The following is a 20,275-nucleotide window of genomic DNA, read 5'->3' as shown; positions in this document are numbered from 1 at the left end:
CGCCTCTACAACCCCACCACCGGACGCTTCCTGTCCACCGACCCCGTCCACGGCGGCAACGCCAACCCCTACGAATACGTCACCGCCGACCCCGTAGATAAGTACGACCTCGACGGGCGTCAGTGGTGCTGGCGGTGGTGCGGGACTGTTCACCGCTGGCAACGCAATCCGAACTTCCGGCACTACTGGTACGGCGCCCAAATCGCCGTGTCGATCCTGCCCATCCGTCGGATCAAGGCCCTCAAGCGATTCCGGGCGCGCAGTTGCTGGACTCGTTGGAGAGGCTTTGCCTCCTGCGGCGGTGGGGCCCTGGGCGTGTACGACTTCGTCTACTCGGTGAGGAAGTACAGCCAGAACTACCGGTACCTCAGGGACTACAACCAAGCCCTTACCCACCAGTCGCAGCAGCGCATCTGCCGCAAGTACACCCACTACCACGGCCGAGGGCAGTGCGCGTAGGCACAGTTGGCGGCCCTTAGGCTGCCGGTCTCTGTCGTGAATGTGGCCCCCGCCCGGCACTGGGCGGGGGCCACATCTGTACCGGAGCCCGGCAGGGGACGGCGCGCACTGATCTGGACCACCGCAGCCCGTTGCCGGTGACGATCAACGGTCGTGGCGTGCTGAACTGATGGGGCGTTGCAAGCGGCTGGGCAGACCTTGTCCGAGCCGAGCAGCTCAAGACGCTGGCAGGCCCTCCCCCTCGATGGCACCCCCAGCGAGGGCACACTGATTCATAGTGAGCGGCCGAGGGTGTCGCCCGTGGTCGTGGCTTGCAGCTCGACATGTTCCGCCCTGAGAAAGCCCTTCTCCTTAGGATCGTTCCTGACAAAGAATCGAACAGATCGAACTGCTGGGACCCGTCAGGACTCCTCGGTAGCCGACATCCTCCGCGGGAGGAGGTGCCCCGATCTCTTCGATCGAGCGTGTGGGCGCCTGAGGGGCCTTCGTTGGAAGCGTCGGTCGTGTCGGCTCCGGCGTATTTGCGGCAGTGCTGATTCCGCACCTGTCCGCGGGACACCAAAGTCTCAAGTCGCCGCGGAGGGACAGGACTCGTACGAAGTTCCGTCGCGGAGCATCGGGCACCGGACGTAGCACATCCTGGTACGAGGACCTCCTCGTGAGGTCGGCCGGGATTGTCCGCCAGGCCGACGCCGAACTCTGCCGCGCACATCCCCCGAGCGGGACCAGGTGCTCGCCCCTGTGGTGCTACAAGCCGCGCCACAGCGTCTTCCGCTCCGCAGACGTCACGCCGGTCGCCGCCCGGGACTCCATCGCGGGCGGCCTGTTCGACGACAAGACCCGCACGCTCCCCGAAGTGGCCTCGAACGAGGAGCGGGCCGCGATCGGCCTCGAGTTCGCGTCCCGCGCGAGATGGACAACGTGGAGGGCAAGCTCGTCGAGGCGGCGAAGAGCACGGCGGCCGGCGCACGCCCGCCGCAAGGTCAAGCACTCCGCGGTCCTGGTCCTGTCCGAGCAGCCCTACTGCTGGACACCCGCGCGGGGTGTCGACGTCGCCGTGAACGCCGGCGGCGAGTTCGTCATCTCCCGGATCACCAGCGACGCCATCGAGACCCGCTACGGCGCTTCCGGCCCCATGAACGACGACCAGGTCCTCCTTGCAGAGAAGGTCCTCGAGGACCAGGAAACGAATCGCCGCGAGAGGGCCGCGCCGACCACGGTAAGGGAGGCCGCTGTCTCGGCCCACCGCGATCATTGGCGGGTCGAATTTAGGGGTTAACGGTCGCTCCTGTTCTAGAACACCGTTGTGGCATATGCCAGCGCGGGTTGATGCCCCACACGCAGCGCCAGGCGAACGGCGTGCCAGTGACGGCGGGCGTTCGGTCGTGGCCCGGGGGAGAGACTGCGGGCGGGAGGGCGCCTGCTACTCCCGCCCCGGACCGTCCAGCCGTGTAGGCGCGGTTGACTCACTGAGGCATTGGTCCTTCGTTCCCGCGGCTTCAGGATGCGCAGCGCCTCGAGGAGGAACTGCCGCGCAGCATTTCATGTGTGCGCGGCGAGCTCTCGATAGCGGGTGAAGCAGTCAACCACGATGGGTTCTTCGGCGGACACTTTGAGCTGTTCGTTGATGTATTGCACCGGGGTGACCCAGCGATAGGAGGTGTGCTCTTCCGAGACCGTCACGTGGGAGGTCCTGCAGGTTGCAAGGTAGAAGGAGACGAGGATGGGGTTTCCACTCTCGTGAAAATCCCTTTTGAGCCAGCATGTCGGCGACATGAGGTCGATATGAAGTCCGGTTTCCTCCCGGACTTCACGGTGCAGGCCGTGAAGTGGCTCCTCGCTGTTGCTCAGGGTCCCGCCGGGAAGGTCCCACATGTACTTCCGCTTCTTCTCATCCTCTTTGAGGAGCAGAAGCTTCCCGTCCGGTGAGAAGACGAAAGCGAAGGCTGCGGCCATGTACAGGCTGTGGTTTGCCTTCTGGACACGGGTGGGCTTGGTCTTCAGTCCTGTGTGCTGCAACATAGGGCCTCTCATACCAGGGGGCTCCAGACGGCCTCGCGCGAGGCCATCTCGTGCCATAAGTCGGTGCTGGTGATGTCTTGACGTGCCGCGAGTTCATTCGCGGTACGTGTGGAAAGTTCAATCTTTGGTATTTCGAATTGCGGGCCCAAGTGGACGCGTCTTCCTTCCATGTGGTCGGTGCGCAAGGATTTCAGGAGAGTGAGGGCTTGAGCGATGTGGGCTCTTGCCTGGGTGCTGCCGGATCCGTCTCTGGCCAGGCAGTGCCAGCGTGCACAGGCGAGCAGGACGCTGCTGAGGGCGAACTTACCGGCGACGATCCCGAAGGGTTTCCGGTCCCGTTCCGGGGTGAAGCCTGCTTCAGCGAAGCGCAGTGCCTGGTCCCACATCGCGGCTGTCACGGAGTTGACCCTGATCAGGCTGCTGACCAGGGTGGTGTAGGCGTGTGTGCCGTTGAGGCGGCCTTCGTAGTGGGTTGCGACACCAGTGACTCTGCGCAGTTCGGTGAACTGCGCTGTCCCCTTGTGCAAGGCGTCCTCTGCGGACGCGAGGGCGGCTTCCCTCACGATCAATGGCATGGAGTGATCCAGTGCTTGTTCCAGCCGGCACTGCGCGAGCAGGACCCAACTGTCGCCCAGGCTGCTCAGCACGGCCGGTTCTCTAGCTGCCTCTGGGGTGACTTTCAGGGTGCCGATTGCGCGTTCGAAGCAGGTCTGTGCGGGTGACAGTTCACCGAGATGGCGGTGCCTGACTCCGGCGACGTGGAGCCGTTCCACCTCTAGATCGGCCAGCACGCTGTGTGACAGTTTGCGGTAGGGGCCTTCGAGGACGGAGAGGAGTTCGCTGTACCGGTTGAGCTTCAGGAGGGATTTGGACAGGTAGTAGAAGAGCAGGGCGTGTTCGGGAACGGTGAGCAGGCCGTTGTTGCGGTGGGAGGATTCCAGACGGTCGATGAGATGGGCTGTGCTCTGTTTGTAGTCGCCGACGTCGTAGAGTCCGAAGGCGAGCCGCAGGTGGTAGTCGAGCTTGCCGTGCGCGGTGGGTGAACGCTCGATCAGGTCAGCCACGGGGCGGCGTTGCAGGCGGTAGGACGCTTCTGCTGGTCTGGGGCCGGCGATTATGAACCGTGACAGTTCGTTGCGATTCTCCTCTTCCAGGTTGTGATTTGCCTCCCGCACCAGCGCGGCAAGTTTGCGTCGATCCAGAAGGTGGAGTTTCGTCCTCAACTCATTTTCCGGGACAGCGCCGGGATAGGCCTCACCGAGCGTCTTCACCAGGGCAGATATGTGGGCGCTGTTGGGACCGGTTGTGGCCCGCCGCAGGGTGGTGAGGCGGGTGATCTCTGTTCGTTCATCGACGGAGGCGGAGGGTTCCCACTGCTCGCAGAGCCTGCGGAGTACGTCCCACCCCTGCGTATCCTCCGTAGGTCCCATGCCTGCGTGGCCGGCCCGGTAGGACGGAGTGTGGCCGCTGGCCGTGTCCCCACGGCGTGTGAAGAAGGTGTCGCGTGTGGACCGGCAGAACGTGACCGGAGCGGACCAGTCGGTGAGGATGCCCAGTTCCAGGATCGTGCGCCGGCCGTCGGCGACAGACTCGTCCAAGGAGGCCCCGGCTGACAGCGCTCGGTAGAAGGCCAGACTGAAAGCGGCAGCGTGTGAGTCCTCCACCGGAAACTGCATGATCACCACGGCTGGGATGCCCGCTTCCACCAAGAACGTTCCCAGCGCCAGGCGATGTTCGCCCAGTCCCTGGTTGGGGTTGCAGGTGCCGAGCACGGCGATTTTCACCTTCGCCGCTTGCAGAAGCAGGGCCAGGCGGTCGGCCGACAGCAGTGCGTTTTCTCCACGGTCGTCTGCGATCGCCAGCCCCGCCATCTGCGTCCCGTCGATGCGCGGCCGGCGCAGCGAATGGCCGGCGAAGTGGAAGACATCCCACGGGGTGCACAGGGCTTCTTCCAGCGACGAGGCGGACACCGGATCCGGCAGTCGCTCAACGTGCAGTTCTGCCAGGCTGGTCAGTGCGGGCTGCGCCAGATCAGTGGCATTGAGCGGGTCCAGGCCCGGTAAATGGCGAGCGCTGGCGCACAGCACACGCAGAGGGCCCTCGGTTGCCTCGAGCATCGGCTGCGGGGCTGGGAGCGCCTCGTGCCTCAGGATGGATACCGCCGGGTGGACGGCCAGGTAGGGGGTGCTTTCGCCGGCAGCCGTCAGCGGGACATGAGCCAGTTCCCAGGGCAGGCTCGCGGCCCAGCTGTCGCGGATGATCAGCCTCAGCCGGATTCCCTGAGATGGATCGGTGTTGGCCGGAAAGGCCGCCCGGAAAAGATCGAGTACCTCGCCCGGGAGCAGCAAGCCGCCCAGCAGCGTACCCAGTTCAAAGCATGCCCCTGCGCTGATGGTCCGCGTGTCGAGCTCCGCCACCAGCTGGTCAATCCGTGCGCGGTCGATCGGTACCGCCGTCGTACTGCGTGTCTCTCCCAGCGGACAGGAAGCATGCACCACCCACTCGGCGGCGTGGACGGAGAAGACCTCCACGCGGAAGTCCAGGTACTCACGCACGGGCATCATCTCCCGGTGCATCAGCATCGAACGGATGAAACAGTGCCCCGGGTGACTGTTGCAGGAACCCGGCGATGTCTTCGAGTGCCGTGTTCATCGACCGGTCGATGCAGTCGCCGCACCGCTGAGGAAACTCGGCAAGCAGCTGCCGGCTTCCTGGACTGGCATGTAAGCCGGCCAGGCTGTCGGTCCCGTCCAATTCACCGAACACCACCCTGTGCCTGCCGGGCTGCGACGAACGGAAGCCCTCACCTCGGTAACGACCGCACGGCACCACTGCCGCCCGGTCGGGTGTGCTCCCTACCTCCACCACAGCACGATGAGTGGAAGCACGACAGACAGTGAAGTAGCGGCTGGGCACATAGCCCGTGTCCGTCAAATCACGCGTGGGTAAAAACACCTGGAAGCTCTCGTTCACCACCGTGCGCCGTATCTCCGCGAACTGTGCCTTCAAAGACTCAGCCTGCTCGCTCGAGAACATCACCTTGTGGTCCTGACCCAGGACCACCCGGAACGACAAGTGATCAAACCCGATGTCGCGTACCAGGCAGGCCAATGCGGCGACCTCTCCCACATTCGCCGGATGGATCATCGAGGTCGCTCCCAGCGGCATCTCCACAGCCGCCGCCGGACCCCATTCCTGCGCCCGCCGGCGCACCAGAAGATCTACCACCCGCAGAATCGAGGCCAGTCGGGCACCCCCCGACTGCCGGCCGTGCAACAGACGACGCGTTTCCTCCGAGGCGGCATTCAAACTCACCCGCAGATACGTCCGAGCCGCAAGCAACACCGGGACCAAGGCCTCAGACAGCAAGTCCCCCGCCGTCAGCACAGCCGTATCCATCCCCAGCCGCGCACACAACGACAACGCCTCCGGCAGCCGTGGATGCGTCAGAGGATCACCCCCGCCGTCGAAGCGAACCACCCTCACACCCTCCCCCGCCCACTGCCGGATCAGCGCCAGCAGGAGATCGCCATCCAGCAGGCGCCCATCCTTGCGGGTCGCACGATAGGGAGCGGAAAAGCAGAACGAGCAAGCAGACGGGCACGCCATACTCACATCGAAATCGACCTGAACAGGACCCCGCTTCTCTCCTCGCGCCACGGCGCGCAGCCGCTCCACGTGATCGTCGAGACGGCCAGGAATGAACTCGCCGCCGTGCGCCCGAATCATCCGCGAGGATGCCGCGGGCGACACCGCCAGCAAAGCGTTCCACCGGCCGAACACGCCATTGTCAGAACCGTGCACGAAACGCCCGCCCTGAACTGGCACCACCCTGTGACAGCGCACCCGCTCACCGGTGGCCGACAACACTGCAAGGCCGCTGCTGCCCCCCACCGTCAACGGCAGTACCACCTTCGCCCCGTCGTGGGGTTCAACACCGCCGGACGGCTCCGTGGACAGGGCCGCGGACACGGCCCCCGACAGTGCATCCGGCCGGGCCGGCACCTGTGCCCGGCGAAGCTCCAGAACACAACGACGCGAGGAAAGAGCTTGTTCAACGGCCCGCTCTACGTCTGTTAGCGTGCATGCCCCGCCCATCACGGAGACTCAACCTCGCCCAGCTCACGACCTGCTCCGCCCGGATGCGCCCCGCTGTCCTCCTTCTGACCGCGGTAAACCAGTGTCATCCGCCGTACCAAGCCGCCACGGAGCTGACACACCCTGAAGAGCGGTGTCAGGCCTGAAGCCGTCAGCACCCTCGCCGCAATGCCCGCTTCCGAGGCAACCTGCAGCCGCGACGCCAAAGCCGCAAGCGAACCTCCGTCACCGCCGCCTTGCAGCCGCAGATCCAGCCTGCCGCCGGACCTGCTCGAGACGATGACCGCTGCCGATCGCGCCTTCACGACTTCCGTCACCACAACCCACTCGCGCCGCCACTCGACCTTGCCCAAGCCGATGAGGGATCGCTCGACCGCAGGCAGATCGGCCATCGCCCTGGTGACGCAGCCACTCGCCTGGAAGAAGGTGGCATGGGATCGCTTGAAGGAGACGGTCACCCTCCCGTCAGCTCCGACGGGGACTCCGCTCAGCAGGCCTCCGCGGCCGTGCCATTCAACGTCGACCTGCCCTGCCGACGCGTACTCGAGATCGCCAACGGTCCGCGCCGGCTGAGACGTGAAGCCAATCTCTAACGCCGCGAGGTTGGTGTGGGAACTGAAGCGTCGTCCGTCAAGGACCCCAACATCACCCAGATTTATGGATGTTCCTGGCAGCCAGGTTGCCAAGTAGCCGAATTGGTGGCGCATCTCATCGACGTACTGCTCATGGATCGCAGCCACAGACCACCCCCGACTCGGCCACCCCGCTGCATCAGCGTGGCATACCCAGTGCGATTTTGGGACAGCGCTCCGTAAGGCGCCCCCAGTTCACGCCATGTGCCCCGCCAAGCTGGAGCTACCCTCCCCCGCAGGCGCGGGGACGACCGGGATCGCGATCCCGGCTCGCCGGTACAGGGCGAGCTACCCCCGCAGACGCGGGGACGACGCCCGCGTCGCGCCGGGCCCGGATCGCGGCGACGAGCTACCCCGCAGACGCGGGGACGACGGGTAGGTGGCGCTACCCCTGCGGTTTACCGGTGTGGTCCGTTTCGAACGGCCCACCTCGGTGCTGGGCTGGGCGTTGGGCATGACTCTGCGCTGGCGAGTTTGCATCGCCGGGTGTGGGAGGTGGTCGCTTCGGACATTCCACCCGCCGGCCTCAACCCCTTCCACGAACCTGGACGTTGGAGCCCGCACGTCACCCTTGGTCGGACCCGGCGGGCCGGTGCCTTCGCCGATCGGCGAGTCCCCGAGGTGCTGCCGGCGCCGCTGGTGTCGGTCCGACTTACCACCTTGCGCAGCTACGACACCGAAACCGGCGCCCAGGAACTGCTGAAGCCCCGTTCCTAAGGCAGCAATCACCAGTTCTGGCAACCGCCACTGGGCATTCGTCGTCGTCGGGTTCGAGACCGCGGGCGTCGTCGTCGCCCTCAATGGCTTCGATGAGCCCGGCTGTGGGGGTTCGTCGAAGGCGGTCAGAATCGCCACAGAGAAGGCGGGGTGCCCCGGACGGAGTGGTGGCACGTTGTTCTCGCTGTCTGTCGGTCATGCCCGACACCGCCGCCCTCCGTCCGGAAACGTCGCCCTTTCGTGCTTGCGGACGGTGTCCAATTGGCTAAGGAGCTGGCCGAGTAGGGCGTCGGCGGTTCGTTGCCCCGCTAGCTCCGCAGCCTGCTCGGCATCCTGCTTCGTCCTGTGGCCGTGGCGCCGACGGTAGGTCTGGTACACGGTGTCGGCCTCTGCCCTGGCCTGTTCGGACCGCTTCAGTCGGTGCAGCGCCGACTGGCGTCGCTCGTCCCTGATGCGGCGCGCCACCTGCTGTGTGGTGTACGCGAGCAGTCCCGGGTCGGCATCGTTGCCGCAGGCGCTCTCGCACGCCGCTTCGAGCAAGGCGCGGGTGTCCCTGTCGCACTGCTGGATCAGTTCGCCAACGGCGGCTGTGTCGGCGAGGTCGGCGCGTACTGAGACGGCCAGGTCGACGGCTTCCCGCACGAGAGTTTCGGCACGCCGCCGATAGGCGCAGGCTGGGCACAGCCCCGCCGCTTCGGGCAGGCCGCAGTTCTCGCAGGGCAGCGCATGTCGCGCCGCTTCGACGGCGGCAGCGGCCTGGTGCTCGCGTTCCGCCTGTTCCCGGGCGGCTGTACGGCCCGCATCACGGCGGGCCTGTTCATCGCGTACTTGCGCGCGCCGCGACGCGCGGTTCTCGGCCTCGTGGGCCGCTGTGTCGCGGAGCCGTTCCTCGAGGACCTGGCGGCGCTCGCGCTCCCCGATACCGGGCAGCTCCTCGTCGATTTTCGCCGCAATTCGGGCGCGGTGGGCTCTGCGGAGGTGGATGACGTTGCCGCAAGTGTCGCAGTCGCCGCCGGTATCCAGCCGGATCGCATCGTCGCACCGCAGGTCCGGGCAGGCTTGCCGCTGGACCAGGCCCCGTCGGATCAGCCAGCCGTACGGGCTGTTGACCAGGGCCTCGCCGCGGGTCTCCTGCAGGCGGTCGGTGAGCCGGTCAGCCAGCAGTTGCGGCGCCGTGTCCGGCTCCACCAACAGGCCCGCCAACTGAGTCAGTTCCCTCGTCGTTGCCGCCTGAACCTGGTCTCGCTGCCAGCCGCTCAGCCGCGCCCATAGCCCCGCGACCGGCCTCAGAGCCACCCGCAGACGAAGATCATCCGGAAGTCCGCCCCTCCGCTGCGGCTGCGGCTTTCCACCGCCCGCAATCTTCGACCGGCTACCTGCGCAGTCACCGGCAATACGCGGCCCACCCTGCGCGTCAACCGGGGAATCCTTGGGCTTTTCCCCGCGCAGCGGGCCTACTTCAGCCTGCGGAAGCATCGGCAGGACGACGGTCTTACCGTCGTGGGCAGGCCGGTCCTTACGCGCGCCTGCGTGCTCCGGCAGATCACCCTCCCCCCTACGGGCTTCGCCGGAAAACCCACCAGAGAGCTCAGCGGAACCACTGTGAGCAGCCACAGAAGCGTGGGAAGCGTGGTGCTGTGCAGGTGCGGCGAGGTCTGCCGATTCCGCGTTCTCGCTCTCCCCGCGAGACGAATCTCCAGCAACGACAGGGGACTTGGGCGTCTCCCCGATCTCAAGATCTCCGGATGCAGTACCGGAGAGGTCGGAAAGCAGGGAGCTGGCCGCCTCGCGAGCCTCCTCAACGATACGACCGTACGCTTCTGCCACAGGCACCAGCCGCACACGCGACTTCGCGTGCATACCCGAGCCAGTCCCCTGCCGCACGACCTCGGCGACCCCGAGCTTCCTCAGCCGCGCGAGCACCTTCGCTCCGCCAGCCGGCTTGAGGCCCAGCAGTCGCGCGACCGTCGCTGCCGGTCGCCCCCGCCCGGTCTCCACCGGCCCGGAGCACAACTGCAGCCAGCCCGACGAACCCGTCGTCAGCACCATCAGCAGCAGACCGAGCCGATCGGTCGCCGCCCCTGGGCCCGTACGCTCGGCCAGTCGCCCGGCCGGGACCGGCGGTCTACCCCTGGGCGCCCAGCCCGGACCGAACAGCACCTCCAGGAGGCGCAGCAGCACAGCGAGTTCCGACCGCGACAGTGCCAGAGTGTGCCGCCGGTCGCCGGCCTTCTGCGCCCGGTACATCGGGATCACCCAGCACTCCAGGCCCGTCGTATGCCCGAGGGCGTTCGTCGCGACGATCGAGCCGAGGACCCCGGCACGGCGCAGTTCCGGCAGCACCGTGTGCGCGACCGTCGACTGCGACAGCCCCAGCCATCGGCCGAGCTCCGCCGCCCAGATCGACGTCCTGTAGTCGTTGCGGACATTCGCCTTCGCGGTGAGGACGACAGACGCCAGCCGGGCACCGTCCGACGCTCCCTCCAGTGCCGGGGAGGCTGCCAACGCGCGTACCGCGGCGAGTAGCCGAGCGCGCATCGATTTCGTGAGTTGGAGCGGGTTGCCCAGCTCCAACGGCGCCACCGGCCCAGCGAAGTCCGGAACCGATCGCGGCCTCCGACGGCGAAGCTCCCGAACCGGGGCAGTGCCGACCGAGCTATCGGTGAACTCAGCCGCGAACACAAGCGGCACGAGCTCCGCAACGCCGACCCGGGCCGGTGACCGAGGGGACGGAACTACCGCCGCGGCGCTCACCGCAACACCTTCGGGTGGTCCGCGCAGAGCACCCGTACAGGCGCCCGAAATAGCAGAAAGCTTCGGTGAGCGCGAAACTGTGACTGACCAGACGACGCAAAATGCGCCAAACGGGCACGGCTGAGCTGACAAAGGGCAGCACGATGCTGCAACATGGGAATGTGTCTTCCTCGCGTATGGGAGAGGACATGACGAAGGGCCATTTGGCTCTTCGTTGGTTTCGGGCAGAACCGAGATCGAACCGCTCGCAACCGGCAGCAACCGGGGCGGGCAGCTCCTCCAAGAGGCGGCAACCTCACGGAGAGCAGATGGACGCTGGACCTGGTGACTGGTAATCACCAGGAAAGCGGCCGGGGCGGCCAGAAGACCTGCATCAGCAGGCGCCGCCCCTGAAGGCTTACGTCATCCCGGCCCCCTCAACAGAGGGGCGAACCGGGGTGCCCGCAGACAGTGCGAACGCCCCGTCGAAGGACCAGCAACCGGCATGGCTGCTGGCCCCACGGCGGGGTGCTGTGTGTCGGGTGACGGGTGCGGGTACCCTGATCACGTCGGCACCTTTCTTATCGCGAAAAGGGTGCTCGGCAGGCTCAAGGACCCCTCCTACAAGGTCCTGCGGCCACGTGGCCCCGATTCCCGGCTTGTCCAAGGCCGGTCGACGGGGCCACTTTTCTTTTCGATCAACGCTGGGGGCCACCTTACCGTTCTCTCCGGACCCCGAACGGCCCCCGGACACACGTGTCGCAAAGCCCGGCGTAGTCTGACACGCCGTCACGATCCGACGCCTCCATGCTGAATTCGCGGCTTCACAAACGATCCGAACAGGAACGGGCCCGGAATCCACGGCACGTCGGGCGGACGACGCCATGAATCCCGTCGGTGGGCGACTGCTTGCTCCAAGAACCCGCCACATGGGACACCCCATTGATCCGCCCGGCATGCGGGCGCCGCAGCAGACTGCCAGGAACCGCCGACGGGCTCGCTGACGTGCAGCGCCTTGCTCTCTTCGACCTGAACGGAACGCCAACGACCGGCAGTCGGCGTTCCGCGACGCCATGACCGGCCTGTGTCGGACCCACGCCCTCACACCAGATGCCGAACGCTGGCTGCGCACCGAGCTGGCCGAACGCGCCGACGCCGCAGACTTCGCCAGACTGCGGAAAGCCTTTGGTCTGGAAGTGCCCGCTGCGCAGCTTTGCCAGGACTACGTCCACTTCATGGCGGCTAACGTCACCTGCCGAACCGAAGTCCTCGAAGGTCTGGCCCGTCTGCGCGCGGCCGCGTGGACGATCGGCGTCATCACCAACGGGGCCGGAGACATCCAGCGAGCCAAACTCGGTCTTCACCTGGTGGCTGCTCAAGGCCGCGGTCGCCCTGATGGATACCCGCGGCCAGATGAACGAGGAAGCCGGCCACGGCTATTCCCCGCACTCCCCCTACCCGGCTCTGACGCTGGTCCTGGATGAGTTCAACTTCCTCACCGGAGACCACGTGTTCGGCGACGACATCGCGCAGATGACGGACGTCCTCGCCCGCGAGGGCCGCACCCCCGACGGACTCGCCGACATCTTCCCGGCCAGCGGCGCCATCAACACGCTCACCGACCGCGAGACCGACGCCCTCGCCCAGTTCGGACTGTGGCACGAGTGGACGATGCCCCCACGCACCGGCAAGGAAGACGACGGGGACGGTGGGAGCGGCGCGGCATTCATCGGCTCGTTCACCCCGCCCGCACCGGCGGCCCGCAAGCCGGAGAAGAGCAGCGTCAAGGACAAGATCCTCGCGGTCGTCGACCGGGAGATGACGGCCAAGGAGGTCCGAGAGCAGGTCGACGCCGCGGTCGGCACCATCCGCGACGCCCTGAGCGACCTGGTCGCCGACGGAAAGCTCCGTCAGCCCCGACACGGCGTCTACGCCCCCGCAGGTGCCGACATCACCGCTGTCCCCCACCCGGGACAGCCGCAGGGCGAGCAGCTGCCCGCAGGAGTCGACGCCGAACTGCTGATGCCGGCCGCCGACCTGGTGATCACCACCCGGTTCGGATCCCAGTCGATGCTCCAGCGCAAACTCCGCGTCGGGTTCGCACTCGCCGGCGCCCTGCTGGACGCGCTGGAAGAGCGCGGCCTGGTCGGCCCGGCCGACGGCAGCAAAGCCCGCGAGGTCCTCGTGCCCATCGGCGCTGACGAGGACGTGCTCCGCGAGCTGCGCGCCGACCTCGGACCAGTCCTTCAGGACTGACTCACGCGAAGTGGCCCGGGCACACCGGCCCGGGCCACTTCGCACATCCGTTGGCCCGGACGCCGCGACCGGATCTCCTCACTAAGGAGACCGATCGTGGTTTCTAGACCCTGTCTACTGAGCCCTGCGCCCTGCGCCCTGCGCCCTGCGCCCTGCGCCCTGCGCCCTGCGCCCTGCGCCCCGGCGCCCGGCACGCACGTCCGCCGTACGCACCGGCCGATGCTGCGCCCGCGCGCCGCGCGGGCGACCGGGTCCAGAGACAGGCTCCTGTTCGTCTGGGGGGAGCTATTGCAGGAAACCGTCAATGGGCGCCGCGTTGTATTCCGTCGCGCCCGTCGTGGTGATGCCGCTGGCTGAGCCGGGCAGCCGCAGATCGCCGGCGGCGCTCACATAGAGGTCGGCCTTTCCGTCACCGTTCGTGTCGCGCAGCCGTACCAGGCCACCGAACTGGTCGTCTGCCGTCAACGCACCCGGCACGCCGGGGGTGTTGCGGGCGAACCACTGCGAACCGGTACCGGACAGGCCGCTCGCCCGTCCCTTGAAGACGTGTACGCCGCCCGCGTTGTCCTGGCCGTCGATCTTTTCGTCCCGCACGCCGACCGCGAGATCGGCGTAGCCGTCGCCGTTGACGTCGCCCGCCGAGATGGATGAGCCGAACTCGTCGTAGTTCTCCGGGGTTCCGGCGACGCCACTGGTCGACTGGGTGAGGCGGGTGTTTCGGGACGGGCCGGCGGAGGAGCCGTACCAGACGCTGACGCGGCCCTTGTGCTTGGAGTAGAGGGATGTGCCGACGGCGATGTCGCCGTAGCCGTCCTTGTTGAAGTCGGCGATGACACCGTCGCCGCCGCGCTCGGAGCTGCCGCCGTTGCCGGACTCGGACTCCAGGCGGAGGGTGTTGGCCGGGGTGAGCGAGCTCGTGCCGCCCTTGATGAACCAGACGTCGGACGCGATGTAGTCGGGGCTGACCACGTCGCCGATGATCGCGAGGTCGGCCTTCGTGTCGCCGTTGACCTTGCCGGAGATCAGGGCCGTGGCGAAGAAGGACGTCGTCTTGTCGAGCTTGGTCACGGTGCCGGTGGTGCCGGAGCGCTTGAACGGGCCGCGGTAGACGTAGGTCATGGAGTTGTTGATGACGGCCAGGTCCTGCTTGCCGTCTCCGTTGAAGTCGCCGGTCGCCAGGTCCTTGCCCATGTAGTTGTTGCGGCCCGGGTTCTTGTTCGGGAGGGTCGTGCCCGTGGACAGGCCGGAGGCGGAGCCCCAGAGGACCGTCACGTTGCCCTGGTCGGCGCCGTGGGAGCCGTTTTCGCCGGTCGCTGCCACCGCTAGGTCGCCGTATCCATCGCCGTCGAAGTCCGCGGCGGCCCGCACCTCGCCGAACATGTCGTCGGCCTCGTCGGAGCCGGGCACGCCGGTGCTCGACTGGGTGATGCGCTGCTGTGTGGAGCCGGGCCCGGTGGCGGTCCCGAACACCACGGTGACGCCGCCGCCCCCGTGGGCGCTGAAGCTCGCGTACGCGTAGTCGCGGTAGCCGTCGCCGTTGAAGTCGTCGCCGTGCTTCGCGGGCGCGGCGCTCGCTGCCGCGGTGGGCAGGGTGAGGGGGATGAGGCCCGCTACCAGGAAGGTGGCGAGCGTGGTCGCTGTGCGGTTGGGCATGGGTGTTGGGGTTCCTTGTGAGTCGCGGAGGCGGTGGGGTCGGTCGGCGATCTGGGAGCCGAAGCGGGATGCGTGGCCGGGGGTGCGTGGGAGCGCCACGTCGTTCACCGAAAGTTGCCCCGGGTGACGCGTGGGGTCCGCGATCAAGAGACCAACGATGGGGTCGAACGGTTGTACGTTGGCGCAGAGAGAACGTCGTAAGTGCTTGAGCCTGTCTTTGAACCCCGTCGTTCGCGCGGAGTGCGGGCGCATCGGCGGTCGGCGCGTGTATCGGCCTGTGTGCCAGGCGTTGGGCCCAGGCGGAGGTTCAAGGGCCGGCTCTTACCGTGTCCTCCGCCGTGCTGCTGGCCATCATCCTGATCGTCCTGGTCAAGGGCGGCTACGTCCGCTTCGGCTCCGCGCTGTTCGGCTGCACCCTCGCCGCGGCCGGCCTGGCCCCGACCATCAACAGCGGCCTGGTCTCGCTCGCCGGACTGATCTCCAGCTTCTGACTACGCCTCGGTCCACGGCGGGTCGGGCGTGTAGTTGAGTCCGTCGCAGAAGCGGCAGTCCCACTCCGAGGGGATCTCCCACTTGTCGACCCAGAAGCCGACCTGCTTGCCCACGAAGAAGTTGTCCCCACCACACCAACCGCAATCGAAGACGAATTCCACCCGCTCCCCCTCCCCCATGCCTGCCGGTTCGAGGATGCCCGGGATGCGGGTGCGGTGGCCATCCGCCCGCAAGCCAACACTCCTCCCGCTGCGGGCTCCTCTCCCCGCGCCCTCCCCGCCACGCTCATGGAACGAGCCCTCCCACTCCGGCTGCGGGACACACGGACGCTGACCGACGTCGGACTGGGACGACGACCGGCCGCCGGCCGCCAGCCGCCTCACCCACACTCACCGACCCGACATCTGCCGCAACGCCACCACCAGACCACCCAACCCCGTCAGCGCGCCACCGCGTTCCAGTTGGTCGCCTCCCCCACCGACGACCGTATCGACGAACTGGTCATGCCCTGCCAGACCACCCAACCCCGCGCTCGCACACACCGTGCTGCACGGGTTGGGAGCCAGCGATTTCCCTTCGCCTCATCGGGCACCTGCAACTGCCCCGTACCCCAAGGGAAGGGCTATGCCTGCGGCCGGTACACCGTTTTCCAACAGCGAGATCCCGCGACTGCGACTGCCCAGTACGAACCCGAGCGGATCAGGTGCCAGCGAAACGCATGAGTCGGTCGACGGGAGGATCGCTCCTGACGAAGAATCTGACGCAGCGTCATGAACGTTGAGTACGTCTTTCTCGACTCGGAGCGTCGAAGACGTGGCGGGCGGCGAACGACAGCCAGAGCTCAGGGAGCACCCGCTCCCCCCGGAATCGCAGAAGTGACCATCCGCGATCGGTCCGCGGTGAGTCTGTCCTTCAGCAAGGATCCTCGGAGAAACCAGTCTGCAGAACGACGACGGCTCCCACCGAACCGACCAGCCCCGCCATGTGACAGACGACAGACGCAGCGCTGGCCGCACTCGAGATTCCCGGCAGGGAGCCCCCGAGCTGCGGACGGCCGGCCAGAGGCTGACTACCACCCCCAGCATTCGATCTTGATCGTCGACATGTTCCACCAGTTCGTCGACGACGCACACTCTTGCAGAGCCCAGTGACAACGCCGATTCTCGGAGCCCCGTGGAAGCCGCCCTAGGAGAACCTGCACCAGGAGGCCGGACGCGGATGACGACGGTTGTTGCACGAATACGGCACCTATCGAGCTCAGGCTCTTCGACGACATGCCGGTGTGATCGCTCGCTCAACACTCACAGAGAATCACATCTCGTTGATTCACAGAATGTGAATCAGTTTCGTCGGGCACAATCGACGGCATGGCACGTCCCACCCGTAAGCCGGTCCCACCCACAACACCGCTGCTCAAGAGCCCGGTTCGCGTGAGCCCACTGGACTCATCGGCTCTCATGGGCCAGTTGCGGGAGCTGCACGAGAAGGCAGAGGATCCGGAGGTTGGACGGATGCCCGCTGACGAAGAGCTATATTCCGCGCTGCTGTACCTGGAGGCTCAGGCATCCGCGCTCAAGGGCGAGGACCGCCGACAGGCGGCCATCTCGCGCGTGAAACTGTGGCAGTACCTGCGGGAGCAGGCCGACACCCATCAGGCGAAAGCCATAGAGGACGCCAGGACTTCAGGTGCCGAGTGGGCCCAACTCGCGCCCGCTCTCGCGGTCAACACCGCCAGCGCCGCCTACAACAAGGCATTGCGTCTGCGGGCCGCGTCCCTTCCAGACCCGCAGACTGACCGCCCGATCCGCCGCACGCCCGAGGCTGCCCTACTAGCTGAACGCGAGGTAGCCAAGCGAGCCAACACCGAGCGACGCGCTCAGCAGGAAGCTGCCCGCCGGCACCGCCTGATGGTCCCTCTTGCGGAACGACTCCTTCAGCATCGAGCAGGCCTCGACGACGACGATGAAGTCACCTTCTGGCTCGATGAGATCGCAGCTGTGCTGCCCTCCTGCCATACCCCGACCCAACTCGTCAGCCTGGCAACGTACGTGAAGGCCGCTGTCCGTGAGATAGCCAAGAAGGAGCGCTCGGGCAGTCGCCCCGCCGGGACTATGGCGGATGCCGTGCTGGCGTACATGGCGGCGGCCGAACTCGTATCGCCAGGCGAAGCCGCCTAAGAACGCCTAACACAATGAAGCTAACGGCTACATGCAGGCGATGGAGCGGGTGAGGTCTTCTGTGAGGAAAATGGTGAACCGTCGCTGCGAGCCGGTGATCGTCGCCAGGTAGACCCGGGCTGTTTCCGCGGCATGGAGTCTGTCGACGGCTTCGGCCAGCCCGGGTCGAGGGGTAACTCCGGTGTCGAGCATGACCTGATGCCGGTGGGACCAGATGTCCCAGAGCTGGCGTGCAGAGGCGGTCTGGCTCTGGAAGAGCTCGAAGCCAGAACCTGCCTGGAGTTCGGCCAGGGCGGCACGTGCGGAGGTGCTGTCGTTCCGATCGAGTGCGGATTCCAGGTCGTCGCGGTTCATGCGATCAGTCTGCCGGACCCGTCTTCCGGCATGGGCGGTTGCTGGTCAGGTAAGCGACAGCACTTGGCGGTGGGTGATCAGCCAGCAGGCGAGCTTGAGGAAGGCTTCGTGGATGTCGGCTCGGCGTTCCCAGCGGACGCGGAGTCGTTTGAAGCCGTGGAGCCAGGCGAAGGTGCGCTCGACGACCCATCGATAGACCCCCAGGCCGCTGCCGTGGGCGGTGCCGCGTCGGGCGATGGCCGGGATGATCCGGCGGGCCCGGACCTGATCGCGGTAGATGTCGTGGTCGTAGCCGCGGTCGGCGAAGATGGCTTGGGGCTTGCGGCGTGGCCGGCCAGCTCTTCCCCGGACGGGTGGGATGGCGTCGAGCAGGGGCATGAGCTGGGTGACATCGTTGCGGTTACCACCGGTGAGGATGACCGCGAGCGGTGTGCCGTGCCCGTCGGTGATCAGGTGATGTTTCGAGCCGGCTCGCCCCCGGTCGACTGGCGACGGGCCCGTCTGGAGCCCCCTTTTAGCACCCTGACGTGGCTGGAGTCGACAACTGCCCTCGACCAGTCGAGCCGAGCAGCAGTATTCAGCTCGGCCAGCAGCACCTCGTGCAGCTGCTGCCAGACACCTGCATCGTTCCAGTCCCGCAGCCGTCTCCAACAGGTCATACCCGAGCCGAATCCGAGCTCCTGGGGCAAGTGTTCCCATTGGATGCCGGTGTGCAGCACGAAGAGGATCCCGCACAGCACCTGCGAGTCTGGTACCGGCCTGCGGCCCGGGCACCTGAACCGTCGCTCCTTCTTCGGCAACAGCGGCTCGATCCGCTCCCACAAGCCATCTGACACGATCCACGGTGAAGCCCCCACGGCCTGGACAACACCGAACCCGCCGAACGGACACGGCCACCAGGGACCGAATCCACCTCATTGTGTTAGGCGTTCTAAGGGCAGCCAGTCGCCCACAATCATGCCAAGCCCTGTCGACCACCGCTTCAGGGGCGAGGCGAGGCGGTCTGCGGCGTGACCTGCGGATTCCCAGCCTCGGATGGAGTGGGCGGCGCGTCCCTGCACACCGCGATTCCCCCCTGACTCCCCGCCCGTTCTGGCACGAGAGTGGCACGGGTTCCCCGTGGTTCCCCGCTCGGTGGGCACGCGAGGGGCACGGCCGTGGGATCAGCAGGGTCCAGAGAGAACCTTGATCGCAAAGGGGCGATAGTCATCGTCACTGTCTTCGGCGACGTATCCGAGCGCTTTCAACATGGACAGGATCGCTGACGCCATCTGTTCGTGAACGTGCCCCGCAGCCCGGATCACCGAATCGTTCGACCTCCCACTCTGATGAGCCCCACGGCTCGCAAGACGGAGAGCAGGATGTACCGTCCAGTGGAGCCAGATGCCGCCCGCGGCATCGTCGAACGCGTCTACTTCGATTTCCAGCCCGCCAGCCGCCGTCTCCCAATCCGGCGCCTCACGGTTGTACATAGCTAGCCCGAATCGGCGCAGATCCTCCCCCACCGCCTCGGCGAGCTCCCGAAGACGGTTGGCCTCGCTTGGGGTGAGAGTTCGCAGCCCCCATTCGTTCTCTTCATTCACGGGGGCACCGTACAGCGGAGGTCGGCGAAGCGGCTTTGGCGCGAGTGATCATGGCCCCCGTAAGCTTCCGGCGAGTCGGGCAGTCTGTCGGCCTCCGGGGCGGCGACCAGCGATGAAGTCGAGCGTCCGGCACTCCAGTTGACCTCTACGTGTCAGAGCAGAGGTCAACGCCAGCGGAGATCGGGCACTTGTCCACCATGGTCCCCATACGGCCGTGGGCATCGCACCGCATACCTCATCCACCCAGGGACGTCCTCGTCGACCAGGCGGGTGGCCCGGCAGCGCAGCAAGATCGCGTCTATCACGGGGTCCATGCCGTCGCCGGGTCATCGAACAGCGCGCTAGGTGGGGCAAGGAGCAGGGTGCGGAGTCTGGTGTCGACCCATGCAGGGTCCACCGGCACGCCCATGGTGCGTTCCATCAGCGCGAGGGATTCGGCGCACAGGGTTCTCATATGGAAGGAGACACCTGCAGCCCACGCAGGCAGCTCTGGGTCAGATCCCGTCAAGGCTGCATCCAGCAGATCGAACGGGTCGAACATGCCGTCCACCCGTCCATCGGCGTCATGCATGACCTGGTAGCGAGCGTTGATGTCTCGGTAGAAACTGAAGAACTCCCCGCCATCGGCTGAGGCTCGCCGGGCGATCTCCGGAATGCTTCCGCGGTATCCCCACTCGACAGCCACGACGTATGCCTCGGCGGTGACTGCACGAAGCAATTCGCAGCGTTGATTCGCCTGCTCCTGTGAAGCCTCGGTGAACGTCATCGTCCGCGACACGTCCGCATCTCCCCCGAACGCTCGGATCACCTCGTCCTCGGTCCTGCCGGCAATCACGGAGAAGGTGTAAGCCTCCAGCTCATCCTTATCAGCCCATGCGTACCGGGCAACCAGGTCCTCCCACACCGCCGCGTCCCCCTGAAGTCGAGCCCGTCATCATCGAGGCGCAGCACTGTACAGAACCGTCGGCGTAGCGACCTTGGCCGGGAGCTGCTCCCGCACCGAGCCCGTGGGGTCACCTGACGACGAACCCCAACGAGCTCCCTTCCCGATCAGGAAAGGGAGCTCGCAGGGTTGTACATGCCACGGAAAAGCCGATCC

17 protein-coding genes are annotated in these 20,275 nt (G+C 66.6%); 5 read left to right on the top strand and 12 right to left on the bottom strand.

Features of this window, described 5'->3' with window-relative positions:
• Together ACFXGX_RS33785 and ACFXGX_RS33780 are read left to right on the top strand one after the other, a co-directional pair.
• On the top strand, nucleotides 1–459 hold a 459-nt coding region (locus tag ACFXGX_RS33785; RefSeq protein WP_384799040.1), incomplete at its 5' end, for an RHS repeat-associated core domain-containing protein.
• Between the two features lie 658 nt (nucleotides 460–1,117).
• Nucleotides 1,118–1,738 (top strand): hypothetical protein, encoded by a 621-nt coding sequence (locus tag ACFXGX_RS33780; RefSeq protein ID WP_384799037.1) that lies wholly within the window; start codon nucleotides 1,118–1,120, stop codon nucleotides 1,736–1,738.
• Between the two features lie 263 nt (nucleotides 1,739–2,001).
• On the opposite strand, the gene ACFXGX_RS33775 is transcribed toward ACFXGX_RS33780, so the two are convergent.
• The 6 genes from ACFXGX_RS33775 to ACFXGX_RS33750 all read right to left on the bottom strand — a co-directional run bounded on the left by ACFXGX_RS33775 (nucleotide 2,002) and on the right by ACFXGX_RS33750 (nucleotide 12,040).
• Nucleotides 2,002–2,481 carry an NUDIX domain-containing protein gene (locus ACFXGX_RS33775; protein ID WP_384799034.1) on the bottom strand — a complete coding sequence of 160 codons (480 nt, stop codon included), beginning with the start codon at nucleotides 2,479–2,481 and terminating at the stop codon, nucleotides 2,002–2,004.
• 8 nt (nucleotides 2,482–2,489) lie between these two features.
• Complete coding sequence (locus ACFXGX_RS33770; protein ID WP_384799031.1) at nucleotides 2,490–5,063, bottom strand: CHAT domain-containing protein; 2,574 nt, start codon at nucleotides 5,061–5,063, stop codon at nucleotides 2,490–2,492.
• The gene (locus ACFXGX_RS33765; RefSeq protein ID WP_384799028.1) at nucleotides 5,029–6,453 is read right to left on the bottom strand and encodes a radical SAM protein; all 1,425 of its coding nucleotides are present in this window, start codon (nucleotides 6,451–6,453) and stop codon (nucleotides 5,029–5,031) included. Before ACFXGX_RS33765 ends, ACFXGX_RS33770 begins: the two co-directional genes overlap by 35 nt.
• A 125-nt stretch (nucleotides 6,454–6,578) precedes the next feature.
• Nucleotides 6,579–7,319: a hypothetical protein gene (locus ACFXGX_RS33760; protein WP_384799025.1), complete on the bottom strand. Its 741-nt coding sequence runs from the start codon at nucleotides 7,317–7,319 to the stop codon at nucleotides 6,579–6,581.
• Nucleotides 7,320–8,123: 804 nt separating this feature from the next.
• Nucleotides 8,124–10,511, bottom strand: coding sequence for a hypothetical protein (locus ACFXGX_RS33755; protein ID WP_384799022.1), 2,388 nt, complete (start codon nucleotides 10,509–10,511; stop codon nucleotides 8,124–8,126).
• 974 nt (nucleotides 10,512–11,485) lie between these two features.
• On the bottom strand, nucleotides 11,486–12,040 hold the full coding sequence (locus tag ACFXGX_RS33750; RefSeq protein ID WP_384799019.1) for a hypothetical protein: 555 nt from the start codon (nucleotides 12,038–12,040) through the stop codon (nucleotides 11,486–11,488).
• Nucleotides 12,041–12,074: 34 nt separating this feature from the next.
• On the opposite strand from ACFXGX_RS33750, the gene ACFXGX_RS33745 reads away from it, so the two are divergent.
• Nucleotides 12,075–12,917 (top strand): DNA translocase FtsK, encoded by an 843-nt coding sequence (locus tag ACFXGX_RS33745; RefSeq protein ID WP_384799016.1) that lies wholly within the window; start codon nucleotides 12,075–12,077, stop codon nucleotides 12,915–12,917.
• A gap of 285 nt (nucleotides 12,918–13,202) precedes the next feature.
• Here the strand turns inward: ACFXGX_RS33745 and ACFXGX_RS33740 are convergent, their stop codons facing one another.
• Nucleotides 13,203–14,570 (bottom strand): FG-GAP and VCBS repeat-containing protein, encoded by a 1,368-nt coding sequence (locus ACFXGX_RS33740; RefSeq protein ID WP_384799013.1) that lies wholly within the window; start codon nucleotides 14,568–14,570, stop codon nucleotides 13,203–13,205.
• A 326-nt stretch (nucleotides 14,571–14,896) separates the two neighbouring features.
• Between ACFXGX_RS33740 and ACFXGX_RS33735 the strand changes: the two genes are divergently transcribed.
• Nucleotides 14,897–15,061 carry a hypothetical protein gene (locus ACFXGX_RS33735; RefSeq protein WP_384799010.1) on the top strand — a complete coding sequence of 55 codons (165 nt, stop codon included), beginning with the start codon at nucleotides 14,897–14,899 and terminating at the stop codon, nucleotides 15,059–15,061.
• Here ACFXGX_RS33735 and ACFXGX_RS33730 read toward each other — a convergent pair whose 3' ends face one another.
• Nucleotides 15,062–15,295: a hypothetical protein gene (locus tag ACFXGX_RS33730; protein ID WP_384799007.1), complete on the bottom strand. Its 234-nt coding sequence runs from the start codon at nucleotides 15,293–15,295 to the stop codon at nucleotides 15,062–15,064.
• A gap of 1,134 nt (nucleotides 15,296–16,429) precedes the next feature.
• On the opposite strand from ACFXGX_RS33730, the gene ACFXGX_RS33725 reads away from it, so the two are divergent.
• The gene (locus ACFXGX_RS33725) at nucleotides 16,430–17,239 is read left to right on the top strand and encodes a hypothetical protein (RefSeq protein ID WP_384799004.1); all 810 of its coding nucleotides are present in this window, start codon (nucleotides 16,430–16,432) and stop codon (nucleotides 17,237–17,239) included.
• A 27-nt stretch (nucleotides 17,240–17,266) separates the two neighbouring features.
• On the opposite strand, the gene ACFXGX_RS33720 is transcribed toward ACFXGX_RS33725, so the two are convergent.
• The 4 genes from ACFXGX_RS33720 to ACFXGX_RS33705 form a co-directional block, all read right to left on the bottom strand.
• Nucleotides 17,267–17,593: a hypothetical protein gene (locus ACFXGX_RS33720; RefSeq protein ID WP_384799001.1), complete on the bottom strand. Its 327-nt coding sequence runs from the start codon at nucleotides 17,591–17,593 to the stop codon at nucleotides 17,267–17,269.
• Nucleotides 17,594–17,638: 45 nt separating this feature from the next.
• Nucleotides 17,639–18,450, bottom strand: a protein-coding gene (locus ACFXGX_RS33715; RefSeq protein WP_384798998.1) for an IS5 family transposase whose coding sequence is annotated in 2 segments (ribosomal slippage) — nucleotides 17,639–18,124 and nucleotides 18,127–18,450 — 810 coding nt in all. Because the reading frame shifts where the segments join, the coding sequence is not laid out codon by codon here.
• 306 nt (nucleotides 18,451–18,756) lie between these two features.
• Nucleotides 18,757–19,176 (bottom strand): hypothetical protein, encoded by a 420-nt coding sequence (locus ACFXGX_RS33710; protein ID WP_384798995.1) that lies wholly within the window; start codon nucleotides 19,174–19,176, stop codon nucleotides 18,757–18,759.
• A 301-nt stretch (nucleotides 19,177–19,477) separates the two neighbouring features.
• Nucleotides 19,478–20,080, bottom strand: a complete 603-nt coding sequence (locus ACFXGX_RS33705; RefSeq protein ID WP_384798992.1) for a DUF6461 domain-containing protein — start codon at nucleotides 20,078–20,080, stop codon at nucleotides 19,478–19,480.
• Between the last annotated feature and the right edge of the window lie 195 nt (nucleotides 20,081–20,275).

This window comes from Streptomyces sp. NPDC059371, assembly GCF_042751995.1.
Taxonomy (GTDB): domain Bacteria; phylum Actinomycetota; class Actinomycetes; order Streptomycetales; family Streptomycetaceae; genus Streptomyces.
The sequence above is the reverse complement of the archived record's forward strand: the minus strand, read 5'-3'. Positions and strand labels throughout refer to the sequence as shown.